The sequence below is a fragment of the Georgenia sp. SUBG003 genome, assembly GCF_000715355.2.
In the GTDB taxonomy this organism is placed as follows: domain Bacteria; phylum Actinomycetota; class Actinomycetes; order Actinomycetales; family Actinomycetaceae; genus Georgenia.
In genome coordinates this window covers 1,254,771-1,270,160 of sequence record NZ_CP180204.1, presented here as the reverse complement: position 1 = coordinate 1,270,160, position 15,390 = coordinate 1,254,771, and the positions used below count along the sequence as shown (strand labels likewise).

Here is a 15,390-nt window from a genome sequence, read left to right as displayed (position 1 = left end):
GGGGAGGTCCGTCCGGCCCGGCCCTCGTCGTCGGTCTGGGTGTCGGTCACCCGCCCATTGTGGCTCACGCACGCCGCATCCACCCTCCGTCCCGTAGGCTCGCGCCGTGCCGACCGATCCCTTCGTCCCCGACCGTGCCCGGCGGGCCGGTGCGCCGGACGGGAACGTCCGTCCGGCAGACGTCTACACCGACCGTGACCGGGAGCGGTGGTGGACCGAGGCCCCGAAGAACCCCCGGCGCACAGCCTTCGAACGCGACCGCGCGCGCGTGCTGCACTCCTCGGCGCTGCGGCGCCTGGGGGCCAAGACCCAGGTGCTGGGCCCCTCGAGCGACGACTTCGTCCGCACCCGGCTGACACACTCCCTCGAGGTCGCGCAGGTGGGCCGGGAGCTGGGCAAGGTCCTCGGGTGCGACCCCGACGTCGTCGACACCGCGTGCCTGTCCCACGACCTCGGGCACCCGCCGTTCGGGCACAACGGCGAGCGCGCCCTGCACGAGGTCGCGCTCGGGATCGGCGGGTTCGAGGGCAACGCGCAGACGCTCCGGCTTCTCTCGCGGCTGGAGCCGAAGGTGTTCGCCGACGACGGCACGTGCGTGGGCCTCAACCTCACCAGGGCGAGCCTGGACGCCGCCACGAAGTACCCGTGGCAGCCGGGCGACGGGCCGCGCCGGCCCGACGGGACGACCACGCGCAAGTTCGGTGTGTACCCCGACGACGCGCCCGTGTTCGAGTGGCTGCGCCAGGGGGCGCCCGAGCGGCGCAAGTGCCTCGAGGCCCAGGTCATGGACCTCGCCGACGACATCTCCTACTCGGTCCACGACGTCGAGGACGCCATCGTCGGGGGCCGCGTGGACCTGCCCGCGCTGCGCACCACGGCCGAGCTGGTCCGTGTCGTGGCCCAGGTGCGGGACTGGTACGACCCGCCCGTCGGTGACGACGCGCTCGGCGCCGCCCTCGAACGGTTGCTCGGCCACCCGATCTGGGTGCCCTCGTACGACGGGTCCCGCCGCGACCTCGCGCGGCTCAAGGATCTCACCAGCCAGCTCATCGGCCGGTTCTGCGCCGCGGCCGAGGACGCCACCCGCGCCGCCTACGGCACCGGCCCGCTCACCCGGTACGAGGCCGACCTCATCGTGCCGGAGGAGACGCTCGCCGAGATCTTCGTCCTCAAGGGCGTCGCCGCTCTGTACGTCATGGCGCCGCGCGAGCACGAGCCGCTGTACCTGGCGCAGCGGACGATCCTGTTCGACCTCGTCGACGCCCTGGTCGAGTCAGGACCGCGGCACCTCGAGGAGCCCTTCGCGGCGGACTGGCGCGAGGCCGGTGACGACGACGCTCGCCTGCGCGTGGTCATCGACCAGGTCGCCTCCCTGACCGACACCTCGGCGCAGCAGTGGCACGCCCGCCTGTGCGGGATGCTCTCCGAGGTCTACTGATCCCGGGCGCGGGGCCGGGTACCGGACGGCCACGCCTACACTGACGCCATGGCAGGCCTCATCCGGCGCGAGGACATCGCGGCAGTCCGCGAGCGTGCACGGATCGACGAGGTCGTGGGCACCTACGTCACCCTCAAGCCCGCCGGCGTCGGCTCGATGAAGGGGCTGTGCCCGTTCCACGACGAGCGCACCCCCTCCTTCCACGTCCGGCCCCAGCTCGGGCTGTGGCACTGCTTCGGCTGCGACGAGGGCGGCGACGTCATCTCGTTCGTCCAGAAGATCGACCACCTGCCGTTCGCCGAGGCCGTCGAGCACCTCGCTGCCCGGACCGGCGTGCAGCTGCGCTACGAGGACGGCGGCCAGGCGCGTCCGCGCGAGGAGGTCGGCCGGCGCCAGCGGCTCATCGAGGCGCACCGCGTCGCCGAGGAGTACTTCGTCGCGCAGCTCGACTCCCCGGGCGCGCGCCCGCGCGGCAGTTCCTCGCCGAGCGCGGGTTCGACCGGCAGGCGGCGGCGACGTTCGGCGTCGGCTTCGCCCCGCAGGGCTGGGACAACCTGCTGCGCCACCTGCGCGGTCGCGGGTTCACCGAGGCCGAGCTCACGGCCTCCGGCCTCGTCTCCCAGGGCAACCGCGGGATCTACGACCGTTTCCGTGGGCGCCTCGTCTGGCCGATCCGTGACATCACCGGGGAGACCGTGGGTTTCGGCGCCCGGCGGCTCCTCGAGGAGGACCAGGGCCCGAAGTACCTCAACACCCCCGAGACCCCCATCTACAAGAAGTCCCAGGTCCTCTACGGCCTGGACCTCGCCAAGCGCGCCATCGCCAAGGAGCGCAAGGTCGTCGTCGTCGAGGGCTACACCGACGTCATGGCGGCGCACCTGTCGGGCGTCGCGACCGCCGTGGCCACCTGCGGCACCGCGTTCGGCACCGACCACATCCGCATCGTGCGCCGGCTGCTCGGCGACACGGCCGACGCCGCCACCGGGGTGATCTTCTCCTCCGGAGCCACCCACGGCGGCGAGGTCATCTTCACCTTCGACGGGGACTCGGCCGGCCAGAAGGCGGCGCTGCGCGCGTTCGAGGAGGACCAGCGGTTCGCCGCGCAGACCTTTGTCGCGGTGAGCCCGGACGGGCTCGACCCGTGCGACCTGCGCCTCCAGCGCGGGGACGCCGCGGTGCGCGAGCTCGTGACCTCCCGCCAGCCGCTCTTCGCGTTCGCGATCCGCTCCGTGCTGGCCCAGCTCGACCTCTCGACGGCGGAGGGGAGGGTCGCCGCGCTGCGCGCCGCCGCCCCGGTTGTCGCCGGGATCCGCGACCGGGCCCTGCGGTCGGAGTACTCGCGGTCGCTCTCGGGCTGGCTGGGCATGGACCAGGTCGCGGTTCGCCGGGCGGTGCAGGCCGCGGAGCGGTCGGGACAGGGGGCGCCCGGCGACGGATCCGAAGGACGACGGGTGCCCTACGCGGGCGGGCCGCCCGGCCGGGACGAGCGACCCGTTCCTGGCTACCAGGCGCGTCAGGGCGGCGGTCCCGGACCGGCCCCGCCCGGCGGTGCGGCGCAGCGTTGACGGCGCGGCGCACCGGCGGGATCATCCGGAGATGAGCGTCGTTCCCGTGCCCGCGCACACCCGTTGGGTCCCCGACCCGCGGGGAGGTGGGCGCGGGGTGCGCGTCTCGGCCCACCCCGAGTCCGGCGTCGTCGTCGTCAGCCTCTGGAGGTCGGACGAGTGCGTCGCGACGGTGAGGCTCCGCCCGGGGGAGGCGGCAGACCTGGCGTCCGCGCTCACGGCGTCGCTCGCCGAGCTCGCGGACCTGGCCGACCAGGCGCCCGCCGCCCACCCCAGAGCCGGCTGAGCAGATGAGGCTCTTCGTCTCGCTGCCCCTGCCGGCGGACGTCCAGGAGCACCTGGAGCTGGCGGTGCGGTCCGTGTCCGAGCTGGAGCTCGTCGCCGGCGGCCGGGGCGGTCGCCCCACGCTGCGCTGGGTGCCGGAGGACCAGCGGCACATCACCCTCGCCTTCTTCGGGGAGGTCCCCGACGGCGCCGTCGACGACCTGACGACCGACCTCAGAGCCGTGACCGCGGAGTGGCCGCCGCTCCGGCTGCAGCTGCGGGGCGCGGGCGTCTTCTCGCGCCAGACCCTGTGGGTCGGGGTCCACGAGGAGTCCCGTGCCCATGGCGGGCGCTGGCTCTGGGACGAGGCCGCCGGTGAGGGCCAGAGCGGCAGGCTCGTCGACCTGATGGCCGCGTGCGAGGACGTCGGCGCCCGGTACGCCGACTTCGAGCGCCGGGACCGCCGCCGGGCGCACGTCACGCTCGCGCGTTCCCGTAACCGGCGCCCGGACGACGGTGAGCTGTCACGCCGCGCGCAGGCGCTGTCGGTCTACACCGGGCCGCCCTGGACGGCGACCCACGCGCGGCTGCAGGTCTCCTACCTCGGGGCCGGCAAGGGAGGTACGCCGCTGCACGAGGCGGTTGCTGACCTGGAGCTCGCGGCGCAGTAGAACGGTCCCCGGCACCCCGGCACCCCGGCACCCCGGCACCCCGGCACGTAGCATCTACCAGGTTGTCGTTGAGCACCACGGCCGCACACGTCGGCCGCCAGTCGTGAGGAGAACGCATGATCCCTGCAGGCGCCGCACAGATTCCGGTCGACGGTGAGGAGCTCGCGGAGCGGGTCGCCGGCTCGCTCCGGGACGCCCTGCACCTGCGGGAGAGCGACGTGGCCGTCACCGCCGAGATGACCGCCCCCGACGCGGTGAACCACCTCGCCGTCGACCTCTCCGGCAGCGTCATCGACAACCGCTACCTCTCGCGCAGCTCGATCAGCCTCCGGCCGCCGAGGTCGACCGCCGGCGGCGTCTCCACCGAGCTGCGGTCCCTGGCCCTCACGGGACGCCCCCGTCGTCGCGTTCGGTGCACCGATCTCCGTCCAGCTCGACGCGCAGCAGGTCCCGGCGACGTGGCTGCACGACGACTCGGGCCAGCTGTGGCTGGCGTTCCGCGACGAGCGCCCCACCGACGGGGCCACCACCGGCCGGGCCGTCGTCGAGGGCGAGGTCGCCGCCGTCAACGCCGCCGCCGCGAGGGTGGCCGCCGAGGTCGGGAAGAAGAAGGGCGTCACCGTCAAGGACGTGAAGGTCACGCCGCGGACCACGGGCCCGAACCGGTGGAGCTTCGACGTCACGGCCAAGGTCACCAAGGGCTTCGCCTCGGCGAACGTCACGGCCCTCGCGAAGGTCCGGCTCGACGACGACATGGTGGTGCACGTCGAGGAGCTGACCGCCAAGGCGGGCGGCGTGATCGGTGCTCTCGCCGGCGGGATCATCGAGTCCGTCCTGGGCCGTTACCGCAACCGCTCGATCGACCTGAAGAACCAGTCCTTCGCAGGGGCGCGCGTCACCGGCATCGACGTCGACCTCGCAGAGCGTTTCCGCGTCACCGCCACGCTCGGGTCGTAGCCGTCGGACCGATGCCGCCGACCGACGGCGCACCACGGCCGCCGTCGGTCCCGATCCTCCGCGCCGGCCCCGGGTAGCGCCCGCCCGGCGCGCGTGCGACAGTCCAGTGGTGGACCGCGACGCGACCGCACCCACGACCCCCCTGCCGGACCCTGGGGCCCCGCAGGGAAAGCCCCGCACATTCTTCGGGCACCCGCCCGGCCTGGCGAACCTCGCCGGCGTGGAGATGTGGGAGCGGTTCAGCTTCTACGGGATGCAGGGCATCCTCGTCTTCTACCTCTACTACTCCGCCACCGAGGGCGGGCTGGGGCTGACCCAGGCCGAGGCGACGTCGATCGTCGGCGCGTACGGCGGACTGGTGTACCTGTCGTCGATCCTGGGCGCCTGGGTGTCCGACCGGCTGTTCGGCGCCGAGCACACGCTCCTCGGGGCCGCCGTGCTCATCATGTGCGGGCACATCTCGCTCGCCGTCGTCCCCGGCTTCGTGGGCGTCGGGATCGGCCTGGTCTGCATCGCGTTCGGGTCCGGCACGCTCAAGGCGACCACGAGCTCCGTCCTGGGCGACATGTACGAGCCCGACGACCAGCGGCGCGACGCCGGGTTCTCGATCTACTACATGGGCGTCAACCTCGGCGCCCTGATCGGCCCGCTGCTCACGGGGCTGCTGTGGAAGATGCAGGGGTTCCACTGGGGCTTCGGCCTCGCCGCCCTCGGGATGGCGGCGGGACTGGTCCAGTACCTGATCCTGCGCCGCTCGACGATCGGCTCGGCCGGCCACGAGGTCACGAACCCCCTACCCGCCAACCGGCGGGTCCGGTACGCCGCCGTCGCGGCCGCCGTCGTCGTCGTGATCGCGGTCCTGTCCCTGCTCGGCGCGATCACCGCCGAGAGGCTCGCCGGCATCGTCGTCGTCCTCACGCTGCTCGCCGCCGTGGCCCTGTTCGCGCTGATGCTCGGCTCCCGCAAGATCGACGAGATCGAGCGTGGTCGGGTGGTCTCGTTCATCCCGATGTTCGTCGCGAGCGCCGCGTTCTGGTCCCTGTTCCAGCAGCAGTTCACCGTGGTCGCCGTGTACGCCGACGAGCGCCTCGACCGCACGTTCCTCGGCTGGACCATGCCGCCGAGCTGGGTGCAGTCCATCAACCCCATCTTCATCATCATCTTCGCCGGCGTCTTCGCCGGGATGTGGCAGCGCATGGGTCCCCGGCAGCCGACCACGCCGTGGAAGTTCGCGATCGGCACGACCGTCATGGGGATCGCGTTCCTGCTCTTCATCCCCTACGCCGGCGGCGGCGAGAACAGCACCCCGCTGCTGTGGCTGGTCCTGATCCTCTTCCTCTTCACGATCGCCGAGCTGCTGCTCTCCCCCGGTGGGCCAGTCGCTCTCCACGAAGCTCGCGCCCCGGGCCTTCCACACGCAGATGATCGCGCTGTTCTTCCTCTCCGTCGCCGTGGGGTCGGCGGCCTCCGGCTGGCTCGCGCGGTTCTACGACCCCTCCCACGAACGCCCGTACTTCCTGGTGCTCGGCGCCGCGTCGATCGCGATCGGCGTCGCCATCGCGGCGATGAACAGGTGGATCACGCGGAAGATGGCCGGCATCCACTGATCCCGCCCGATGTGCCCGCCGGCTCGGTGGGCAGCAGCACGGTGGCGAGGATCCGTCGTCTCCGCCCGGGCGCCCCGGGCAGATCGCGGTACGGGGCGACGGCGGCCCTCAGGTCGGCGACGAGCCGTGCGGTCTCCTCGTCGGTCAGGTCGAGGGCGGCACGGCGGTACCCCACCTGGTCGCGCGCGAGGTCCACGTCGTCGCCCGCGAGGTAGCGGTCGTGGTCGGCCACGAGACCGAGGGCGAACGTGAGGAACGCCTGCTCGTGGTCGCGCCGGCTCATCCCGCGGGCGTCCTCGGCGCCGACCGCCGTCGGGGCGTCGGCAGCGAGCCGGTAGGTCCGCTCGACGGCGCCGCGCACCGGCCGCTCGCCGACGGTCTCCAGCACTCCGCCCCGCACCAGGGCTGCGACCTGGCGGTACAGGGTGGCGGCCGGGACGTCGGGCAGCTCGCCGCGCAGGTCCGCCGTCGTGAGCGAGCGTCCGCCGAGGAAGGCGTGGACGACCTGCAGCCGCACCGGGTGCAGAAGAATCTCCGTCGGGCGCACGAGAGGGATCTCCTCCTCAGGGACGATGACACCGTTCTCATCCGTGGGAACGATAGCAGCGTCAGAACCGGCGGCGCCCCGAGCCGCCGGCACTCCGCGAAGGACCGACATGGCCGAGATCAGCATCCGTTCCGGTGGGCACACCCTTGCCGGCACCCTCACCGTGCCCGACGGCGCGGGCCCGTTCCCCGCAGTCCTCCTCGTGCCGGGATCCGGTCCCGTGGACCGGGACTCGAACGTCAGGAGGCTGCGCCTGGACATCACCGGTCAGCTCGCCCGCGCCCTCGCCGGGTGCGGCTTCGCCACCCTGCGCTACGACAAGCGCGGCGTCGGCGCCAGCACCGGCGACTTCCGCGCCACCGGGTTCCTCGACGGCGCGGACGACGCCGAGGCCGCCCTGGAGGCGCTCGCGGCCGCGCCGGAGACCGACCCCGGGCGTGTGCTCATGCTCGGCCACAGCGAGGGCGCCCTCGTCGCGGGCATCGTGGCCGCCCGCTCGGCCGTGCCGGCGGGGGTGGTCCTGCTGTCCGGCTCGGCCACGCCCGGCGAGGGGCTGCTGCGCTGGCAGACCCGGCAGATCGCCCCGACGCTGCCCGCGGCTGTGCGGCTCGTGCTGCGGCTGCTGCGCACCGACCTGGAGACGAGGGTCGCGAAGAACCACGAGAAGATCCGGGCGACGACGACGGACGTGGCGCGCGTCGACGGCGCCCGGCTCAACGCCCGCTGGCACCGCGAGTTCATGGCCTACGACCCGCGCACCGACCTCGCCCGGGTCCACGTCCCGGTGCTGGCGGTCACCGGCACCAAGGACCTGCAGACCCCGGTCGACGACCTCGAGACCATCGCCGCCACCGTGCCGGGCGCCGTCGAGACGCACGCGGTTGCGGACGTCACGCACATCCTGCGCCGCCAGGACGGTCCCGCGTCGCTGAGCGCGTACAAGAAGGAGGTGCGCCGGCCGGTCGACGGCCGCGTCGTCGCCCTCGTCACCGACTGGGCGCGGCGGCAGGTCGGCGCCGCCGTCGGCCGGAGCTGACCGGTCCGGCAAGCACCGCCTGTGTGAAGCCTCTGTCCGGACCTGCCTGACAGAGGCTTCCCACCGCTCCGGTCAGCGGCGCCCCGTGCGGCCGACGAGGACGCCGGCCACGAACCCGGCGGCCCCGACGGCGAGCGCACCCGTGTAGCGCTGGAGCAGCACCGGCAGGACCGCGGAGCCGAGGTCGATCGCGTCGTCGGCCCGTGGCGTCGCGGTGGTTGCGGGCCGCGCCCGGGGAACCACGTACCCGTGCGTCCCATGCCGGACTGGACCTCGTCGAGGACGAGGAGGGCGCCGGCGTCCCGGGTGAGGCGGCGCGCGGCGGTCAGGTAGCCGCCCGGGAGCGGCCGGACCCCCGCCTCCCCCTGGACGGGCTCGAGGAACAGCGCGGCGACGTCGTCGGCCACGGCCCCCTCGAGGGCGGCGAGGTCGCCGAAGGGCAGGAACTCCACCCCCGCCGCGAGCGGCTCGAAGGGCTGGCGGTACGCGGCCTTGTGGGTCAGGGACAGCGCCCCCATGGTGCGGCCGTGGAACGCTCCCTCGAGCGCCAGCACGCGCGGGCGGGCCGTGCCGCCGTGCCGGCGGGCGAGCTTGAGGGCGGCCTCGTTGGCCTCCGCACCGGAGTTGGCGAGGAAGACCCGCGAACCAGCGGGGGCACCGCCCGGGGTGACGATCTCGAGCAGGCGTTCGGCGAGCGCGACCTGCGCCGGCGTGGTGAAGAAGTTCGACACGTGGCCGAGCGTGCCGAGCTGGGCCGTGACCGCGTCCACCAGCGCCGGGTGCGCGTGACCGAGCGCGTTCACGGCGATGCCGCCGAGGAGGTCGAGGTAGCGGTTCCCGTCGGCGTCCCACACCCAGGCGCCCTCGCCGCGGACGAGCACGCGCTGCGGGTCGCCGAAGGTGTTCATGACGGACCCGCGGTAGCGCTCGAGCCAGCCGTCGCCCGTGGTCGCGTCGGGACCGGCGCTCGCGCCCGTGCCGGCGTGGGTCTGCTCGCTCATGCGTCCTCCTCGTCGGGCTCGACGAGGGTGCCCACACCCTCGTCGGTGAAGATCTCCAGCAGCATCGAGTGGGGCTGCCGGCCGTCGATGACGTGCGCCTGGGGCACGCCGCCGCGCACGGCGCGCAGGCACGCCTCCATCTTGGGCACCATGCCGGACTGCAGCGACCCCAGCATGCGCTCCAGCTCCGCCGCCCCGACGTGGGAGACGAGCGAGGACCGGTCCGGCCAGCTGCGGTAGAGGCCCTCGACGTCGGTGAGCACCACGAGCTTGGTCGCGCCGATCGCCACGGCGAGGGCCGCCGCGGCGGTGTCCGCGTTGACGTTGAGCACCTGGGTGGGCTCGTCGGCGTCGACCGCCACCGTCGAGACGACCGGGATGCGGCCGGCGGCCAGCAGGTCCTCGACGGCCTGCGGGTCCACGGCCACCACGTCGCCGACCAGGCCGACGTCGGTGGGCTCGCCGTCGACGAGGGCCGGGCGGCGCACGGCCTGCAGCAGGCGGCCGTCCTCGCCGGACAGGCCCACGGCGTGGGCGACGTCGGCGTTGAGCAGGGAGACGAGCTCGCGCTGCACGTGCCCGGTGAGCACCATGCGCACGATGTCCATGACGTCCGGGGGTGGTCACGCGCAGCCCGCCGCGGAACTCCGACTCCAGGCCGACGCGCTCGAGCATCGTGGAGATCTGGGGACCGCCGCCGTGCACGACGACGGGCCGCAGCCCCACCTGGTGGAGGAACAGCACGTCCTTGGCGAAGGCCCGCTTGAGCTCGTCGTCGACCATGGCGTTGCCGCCGTACTTGACGACGACGCGGGCGCCGGAGAACCGGCGCAGCCAGGGCAGCGCCTGGATGAGCACCTCGGCCTTGTGCACGGGGTACAGGTGCTGCTCGACGTCCAGGCCCTCGGGGCCGGCGGGGAAGTCTGGTGTCTGCTGGCTCATGTGGAGTACGCGCTGTTCTCGTGGACGTAGTCGTGCGTGAGGTCGTTGGTCCAGACGGTGGCGGCGGCGCCGCCGGCGTGGAGGTCGACGACGACGCTCACCTCGCGGGCGGCGGCCAGGTCCACCAGGGAGCGGTCCTCCCCCACCCCGCCGGCGCGGCAGACGGTGACGCCGTTGATGCTCACGTCCACGGCGTCGGCGTCGAACGGGGCCACCTCCACGGGAACCGTGCCGACGGCGGAGAGCACCCGGCCCCAGTTCGGGTCGTTGCCGAAGACGGCGGCCTTGAACAGGTTGGAGCGGGTCACCGCCCGGGCGACCGCGACGGCGGCGTCCTCGGTGGTGGCGCCGGTCACGGTCACGGCGACGTCGTGGCTGGCGCCCTCGGCGTCGGCGACGAGCTGGCGGGCGAGGTCCGCGCACACGACGGTGACCGCCTCGGCCAGCTCCTCGCGCGTGGCGGTGGCGCCCGAGGCACCTGAGGCCAGGAGGACGACGGTGTCGTTGGTGGACATGCACCCGTCGGAGTCGACCCGGTCGAAGGTGACGGCGGTCGCGGCGCGCAGGGCGGCGTCGGCGTCCGCGGGGTCGACCGCCGCGTCGGTGGTCAGCACGCAGAGCATGGTGGCCAGCCCGGGGGCGAGCATGCCGGCGCCCTTGGCCATGCCGCCGACCGACCAGCCTCCGCGCGTGGCGACCGCCTCCTTGGGCCGGGTGTCGGTGGTCATGATGGCGCGGGCGGCGCCCGGGCCGCCGTCGGCGGAGAGGGCAGCGGCAGCGGCGTCCACGCCGCCGAGGAGGACGGGCATGTCGAGCCGCTCGCCGATCAGGCCGGTCGAGCAGACGACGACGTCGCCGGCCGAGACGCCGAGGACCTCGCCGACGTGCTCGGCGGTGCGGTGCGTGTCGGCGAAACCCTCCGGCCCGGTGCAGGCGTTGGCGCCGCCGGAGTTGAGGACGACGGCGTGGGCCACGCCGTCGCCCACCACGGCGCGCGACCACGTCACCGGTGCCGCCACCACCCGGTTCGAGGTGAACACGCCGGCGACGACGTGGTCGGGACCGTCGTTGACGACGAGGGCGAGGTCGGGGCTGCCCGACGCCTTGAGGCCGGCGGTGACGCCGGCGGCGCGGAACCCGGCGGGTGCGGTGATGCTCACGGTGCCACCCCCCACGGTGGTGAGGCCCGTCGTCTCGGGCAGGCCGAGCGCGAGGTTCATCGACTGCACGGCGGCCCCTGCGGTGCCCTTGACGAGGTTGTCGATCACGCAGACCGCCACGACCCGGCGGGCCCGCTCGTCGACCGCCACCTGGACGAGCGCGGTGTTGGCGCCGGTGACCATCGCGGTGGTCGGCCACGTCCCCTCGGGCAGCAGGTGCACGAACGGCTCGTCGCCGTAGTACTGCTGCCAGGCGGCGCGGACGGTGGCGGGGGGTGACGTCGGCGGCGAGCGGCGCCGTCACGGTGGCGAGGATGCCGCGCGCGACGGGCGCCAGGACGGGGGTGAACGAGAGCCGGACGGCGTCCGCACCGGCGGCCGTGAGGTTCTGCTCGATCTCCGGGACGTGCCGGTGGGTCCCGCCGACCGCGTAGGGGGCGAGCGACCCGAGGCCCTCGGCCGCGAGGAGGTGCGGCCTGGCGGCCTTGCCGGCACCGGAGTAGCCCACGGCGAGGACGGCGACGACGTCGGCCGGATAGACCAGGCCGGTCGCGACGCCGGGCTGGAGGGCGAGGGTCACGGCGGTGACGTTGCAGCCTGGCACCGCGACGCGGCGTGCGGTGCGCAGCCTCTCGCGCTGGCGCTCACCCTCGTGGGCGAGGATCAGCTCGGGCAGGCCGTACGGCCACGACCCGGCGTGGTCGCTGCCGTAGAACTGCTGCCAGGCGGCTGCGTCGGTGAGGCGGTGGTCCGCTCCGCAGTCGAGGACGAGGGCGTGCGAGCCGGTCTCCTCGAGCGCCGCAGCGATCTCGCCCGACGCACCGTGCGGCAGGGCGAGGACGACGACGTCGTGGCCGGCGAGCGCCTCGGCGGACGTGGGCTGCAGGACCCTCTCCGCGAGCGGACGCAGGTGCGGGTGGTGGGCGTCAAGGCGCTGCCCGGCGCTGGAGTGCGCCGTCAGCGCACCGATCTCGGCGTCGGGATGGTTCAGGAGCAGGCGCAGCACCTCGCCGCCGGCGTAGCCGGAGGCGCCTGCGACGGCGACGGAGAAGGACACCTGCATAACCATACAGCCCTCCGTATGCCCTGTCGCCGAGGGCGCGGATCGTCCCGCCATCCGGACTGACGAAGTACGTGCGCGTCGGAGGGAGCGCCGTCCGGGAGAGAGCCCCAGGGTCTCGAACCGCTTTTGTCCCTCCGGCGTCCGGCGCGCCATGCTGGGCCCATGCGCGCGATCCACGCCACCCGGCCAGGTGGCCCCGAGGTCCTGTCCGTCGTCGAGCTGCCGGACCCGGAGCCCGGTCCCGGCGAGGTCGTCGCCGACGTGGCGGCCGCGGGCGTCAACTTCATCGACACGTACAAGCGCGGCGGCGTGTACCCCATGGACTTCCCGCACGTTCCCGGCGCGGAGGGCGCGGGCACCGTCGTGTCCGTCGGCGACGGCGTCACGGACCTGGCCGTGGGCGACCGCATCGCGTGGGCGGACGCCCCCGGCTCCTACGCCGGACGGGTGGTCCTCCCCGCGGACGTGGCGCTGCCGGTGCCCGACGGGCTCGATCTCGAGACGGCTGCGGCCCTGCCGCTGCAGGGCATGACCGCGCACTACCTGGTCTCCTCGACGTTCCGGCTGGAGGCCGGGCAGACGGTGCTCCTGACGGCGGCCGCCGGCGGCGTCGGGCTCCTGCTGACCCAGCTCGCCGTGGCGCGGGGCGCCCGTGTCATCGGGATGGTCGGCTCGACGGAGAAGGAGGAGCTCGCGCGGGAGGCGGGGGCCGCCGAGGTCATCCGGTACGCCGAGCTGGACGACCTCACCACGGACGTCCCCCGCATCGTGCGGGACCTCACCGACGGGGTCGGCGTCGACGTCGCCTACGACGGCGTCGGCAAGGACACGTTCGACGCCTCGCTCGCGTCGGTGCGCCGTCGTGGCATGCTCGTCCTCTTCGGGGGCGCCAGCGGCCAGGTGCCGCCCTTCGACCTCCAGCGCCTCAACCGGGCGGGCTCGATCTTCACCACCCGTCCGACGCTGGGCCACTACACGGCCGACCGCGAGGAGCTGCTGTGGCGGGCCGGCGAGGTCTTCGCCGCCGCCGGCGCCGGGACGCTGAAGGTGCGCATCGGTGCGAGGTTCCCGCTCACGGACGCGCGCGCCGCGCACGAGGCGCTGGAGGCTCGCGCCACGACCGGCAAGGTCCTGCTGGTCCCCTGACCTCGCCCCCCGGGCGGGCGCTCAGCCGGCCTGGGCGAGGTGGGCGTCGAGCTCTCTGACGATGCCGCGCGCCCAGGCGCGGATCTCGTTCCAGTCGCGGTAGTCGCCCTCCGGAGCACCGGAGAGGCGGACGACCGAGCGCTCGCGCAGGACGAGAACGGAGGGGTCGAGCCGTCCCGCGAAGGTGGTGTAGGCGACCGGGTCGAGCTGGCGGATCACGGACGAGGCACGCACCGGGTCCTGCACCCGGCCGGACGAGGCGACGCCGGCGAGGCCGCAGGAGAACGCCCAGACGGGAAGCCGGTGCAGCTCGTCGCCGAGCCGGGCGACGAGGCTGCGCATCGACTCCATCCACTGGGTCATGTAGACGGCTGACCCGAGGACGACGGCGTCGACGCCGTCGAGACTGCGCACCTCCTCCGGAGCGACGCGCTTCGCCTCGTGCCGGGCCGCACGTAGCTCGTCGACGATGGCGTCACCGATCTCCGCGGTGGCGTGGTGCTTGGACGCGACGACGACGAGGATCCTCATTGCTCCACTGTGCAGCCGCGCCGCCGCGCGTTCGGGGGACCTTTGTCCTCGGATGCGGACGCCCCGTCATCATCCTGCGGCGGCGTCCAGGGCCGGTCCTCGGGGAGTGCCTGGCGTCCGGGCAGCGGCCTCGACGACGTCGGCCGCGGCACGCACCGCCGCCGCGGGGTCGATGCGGGCGGCGTACGCCGGCGCCGCCGGTCCGCGCCCGCAGCTTGGCGGCCGGGGCCCGCCGTCCCGGGCTGCGCCGTCGTCCCGTGGTTCACAGCCAGTGGTGCCGCTTGAAGACGACGTACAGGACCACGCCCATCCCCAGCATCGCCAGCAGCGCGAACGGGTAGCCCAGCGCCCAGCCCAGCTCGGGCATGTGCCGGAAGTTCATGCCGTAGATCGTGCCCACCAGCGTCGGGGCGAAGAGGATCGCCGCCCAGGACGAGATCCGCTTGACCTGCTCGCTCTGGAGGTAGCTCGCCTCGGTGACGCGCCGCATCTCCTCGTTCTGCTCCTGCGCCACCAGCGTCGCGTTGACCGTCAGGGCGTTCTGGAGCAGCGCCCGGAACGCCCCCCACGCGCTCGACCACGCGGATCGTGTGGTCGTGGACGTCACGGAGCCGGTGCCGCAGCTCCACGTCGACGCCGTAGCGGTCGAACCCCCTGCTCAAGGTTCTCGAGCATGCCCAGCAGCGGGTGGGTCGCCCGCTGGAAGGCCATCACCTCGCGCGAGAGCTCGTAGATGCGGCGGGAGACCGTCGGGTCGCTCTCGAAGAGCTGGTCCTCGATCTCGTCGATGTCGTTCTCCAGCCCCGCCACCACCGGGCCGTACTGGTCGACGACCTCGTCGAGGATCGCGTAGAGCACCGCCTCGGGACCTTGGCGGAGCGTCTGAGGGTCGCCCTCGAGCCGGCGTCGGACCCGTCCGAGGTTCGGGGACTCGGCGTGGCGGACGGTCACGACGAACCCGGGCCCGGTGAAGACGTGCAGCTCGCCGAACTCCACCTTCTCGACGTCCTCGAGGTACCTGGCCGGCCGCAGCACCGTGAACAACGTGTCGCCGTACCGCTCCAGCTTGGGCCGCTGGTGCGCCTTGTTGGTGTCCTCCTGGGCCAGCTCGTGGAGCCCGAACTGCCGGGCGACGGTACCGACCTCCTCCGGCGTCGGCCGGTAGAGGCCCACCCACGCCATGCCACCGTGCTCGCGCAGGAGGTCGAACGTTCTCTCGAGGCTCTCGGGCGCGGCGGCCCGGGCACCCTCCACGTAGATGACGTTGTCGATCACGCTCATCCGTGCCTCCTGGTCCTCGGGCCGCACCGACCGGCGACCGCGGTGGCACCCACGCCGCCGATGGTGTCACCACCGGCGGAGCGCGGCAGCGCAGTGCCCCCGGCGGGGCTTGAACCCGCGACCGACGGATTATGAGTCCGCTGCTCTGACCGGCTGAGCTACAGGGGCGCGCGGCGACCCG

The 15,390-nt window shown here is 73.8% G+C and carries 9 protein-coding genes, 1 tRNA gene and 6 pseudogenes; 8 read left to right on the top strand and 8 right to left on the bottom strand.

Annotation, left to right across the window (positions count from 1 at the left end):
• Positions 1–106 precede the first annotated feature (106 nt).
• The 6 genes and pseudogenes from DA06_RS06165 to DA06_RS06140 all read left to right on the top strand — a co-directional run bounded on the left by DA06_RS06165 (position 107) and on the right by DA06_RS06140 (position 6,502).
• Positions 107–1,438 carry a deoxyguanosinetriphosphate triphosphohydrolase gene (locus tag DA06_RS06165; RefSeq protein WP_052436425.1) on the top strand — a complete coding sequence of 444 codons (1,332 nt, stop codon included), beginning with the start codon at positions 107–109 and terminating at the stop codon, positions 1,436–1,438.
• Between the two features lie 48 nt (positions 1,439–1,486).
• Positions 1,487–2,985, top strand: a pseudogene (gene dnaG / locus DA06_RS06160) (DNA primase); the annotation flags it as partial.
• 49 nt (positions 2,986–3,034) lie between these two features.
• The gene (locus DA06_RS06155; RefSeq protein ID WP_418607151.1) at positions 3,035–3,289 is read left to right on the top strand and encodes a hypothetical protein; all 255 of its coding nucleotides are present in this window, start codon (positions 3,035–3,037) and stop codon (positions 3,287–3,289) included.
• Positions 3,290–3,293: 4 nt separating this feature from the next.
• Positions 3,294–3,938: a 2'-5' RNA ligase family protein gene (locus DA06_RS06150; protein WP_043498282.1), complete on the top strand. Its 645-nt coding sequence runs from the start codon at positions 3,294–3,296 to the stop codon at positions 3,936–3,938.
• A gap of 585 nt (positions 3,939–4,523) precedes the next feature.
• A complete protein-coding gene (locus DA06_RS06145) occupies positions 4,524–4,895 on the top strand; it encodes a hypothetical protein (protein ID WP_043498281.1) in 372 nt (123 codons plus the stop codon).
• A gap of 226 nt (positions 4,896–5,121) precedes the next feature.
• Positions 5,122–6,502 (top strand): annotated as a pseudogene (locus DA06_RS06140) (peptide MFS transporter).
• Here the strand turns inward: DA06_RS06140 and DA06_RS06135 are convergent.
• Positions 6,474–7,049: a helix-turn-helix domain-containing protein gene (locus tag DA06_RS06135; protein ID WP_043498279.1), complete on the bottom strand. Its 576-nt coding sequence runs from the start codon at positions 7,047–7,049 to the stop codon at positions 6,474–6,476. The pseudogene DA06_RS06140 and the gene DA06_RS06135 sit on opposite strands and share 29 nt — an antisense overlap.
• Before the next feature lie 25 nt (positions 7,050–7,074).
• On the opposite strand from DA06_RS06135, the pseudogene DA06_RS06130 reads away from it, so the two are divergent.
• Positions 7,075–7,890, top strand: a pseudogene (locus tag DA06_RS06130) (alpha/beta hydrolase family protein); the annotation flags it as partial.
• Here the strand turns inward: DA06_RS06130 and DA06_RS06125 are convergent.
• The 4 genes and pseudogenes from DA06_RS06125 to DA06_RS06110 form a co-directional block, all read right to left on the bottom strand.
• The gene (locus DA06_RS06125) at positions 7,794–9,086 is read right to left on the bottom strand and encodes an aminotransferase class III-fold pyridoxal phosphate-dependent enzyme (RefSeq protein WP_418607150.1); all 1,293 of its coding nucleotides are present in this window, start codon (positions 9,084–9,086) and stop codon (positions 7,794–7,796) included. The pseudogene DA06_RS06130 and the gene DA06_RS06125 sit on opposite strands and share 97 nt — an antisense overlap.
• Positions 9,083–10,028, bottom strand: a pseudogene (argB, locus tag DA06_RS06120) (acetylglutamate kinase). Before argB ends, DA06_RS06125 begins: the two are co-directional and overlap by 4 nt.
• Entirely contained in the window at positions 10,025–11,410 is a 1,386-nt protein-coding gene (gene argJ / locus DA06_RS06115) for a bifunctional glutamate N-acetyltransferase/amino-acid acetyltransferase ArgJ (protein WP_418607149.1), read from the bottom strand. The pseudogene argB and the gene argJ overlap by 4 nt, the downstream one beginning before the upstream one ends.
• A 100-nt stretch (positions 11,411–11,510) precedes the next feature.
• Positions 11,511–12,251, bottom strand: a pseudogene (locus tag DA06_RS06110) (N-acetyl-gamma-glutamyl-phosphate reductase); the annotation flags it as partial.
• A 162-nt stretch (positions 12,252–12,413) separates the two neighbouring features.
• Here DA06_RS06110 and DA06_RS06105 point away from each other — a divergent pair.
• Complete coding sequence (locus DA06_RS06105; RefSeq protein WP_043498268.1) at positions 12,414–13,397, top strand: quinone oxidoreductase family protein; 984 nt, start codon at positions 12,414–12,416, stop codon at positions 13,395–13,397.
• Positions 13,398–13,418: 21 nt separating this feature from the next.
• Here DA06_RS06105 and DA06_RS06100 read toward each other — a convergent pair whose 3' ends face one another.
• The 3 genes and pseudogenes from DA06_RS06100 to DA06_RS06090 form a co-directional block, all read right to left on the bottom strand.
• Positions 13,419–13,928: a flavodoxin domain-containing protein gene (locus DA06_RS06100; protein WP_043498266.1), complete on the bottom strand. Its 510-nt coding sequence runs from the start codon at positions 13,926–13,928 to the stop codon at positions 13,419–13,421.
• Positions 13,929–14,190: 262 nt separating this feature from the next.
• Positions 14,191–15,209: pseudogene (locus tag DA06_RS06095) on the bottom strand (magnesium and cobalt transport protein CorA).
• A gap of 94 nt (positions 15,210–15,303) precedes the next feature.
• Positions 15,304–15,377: transfer RNA gene (locus DA06_RS06090), tRNA-Ile, on the bottom strand.
• Positions 15,378–15,390: the final 13 nt, after the last annotated feature.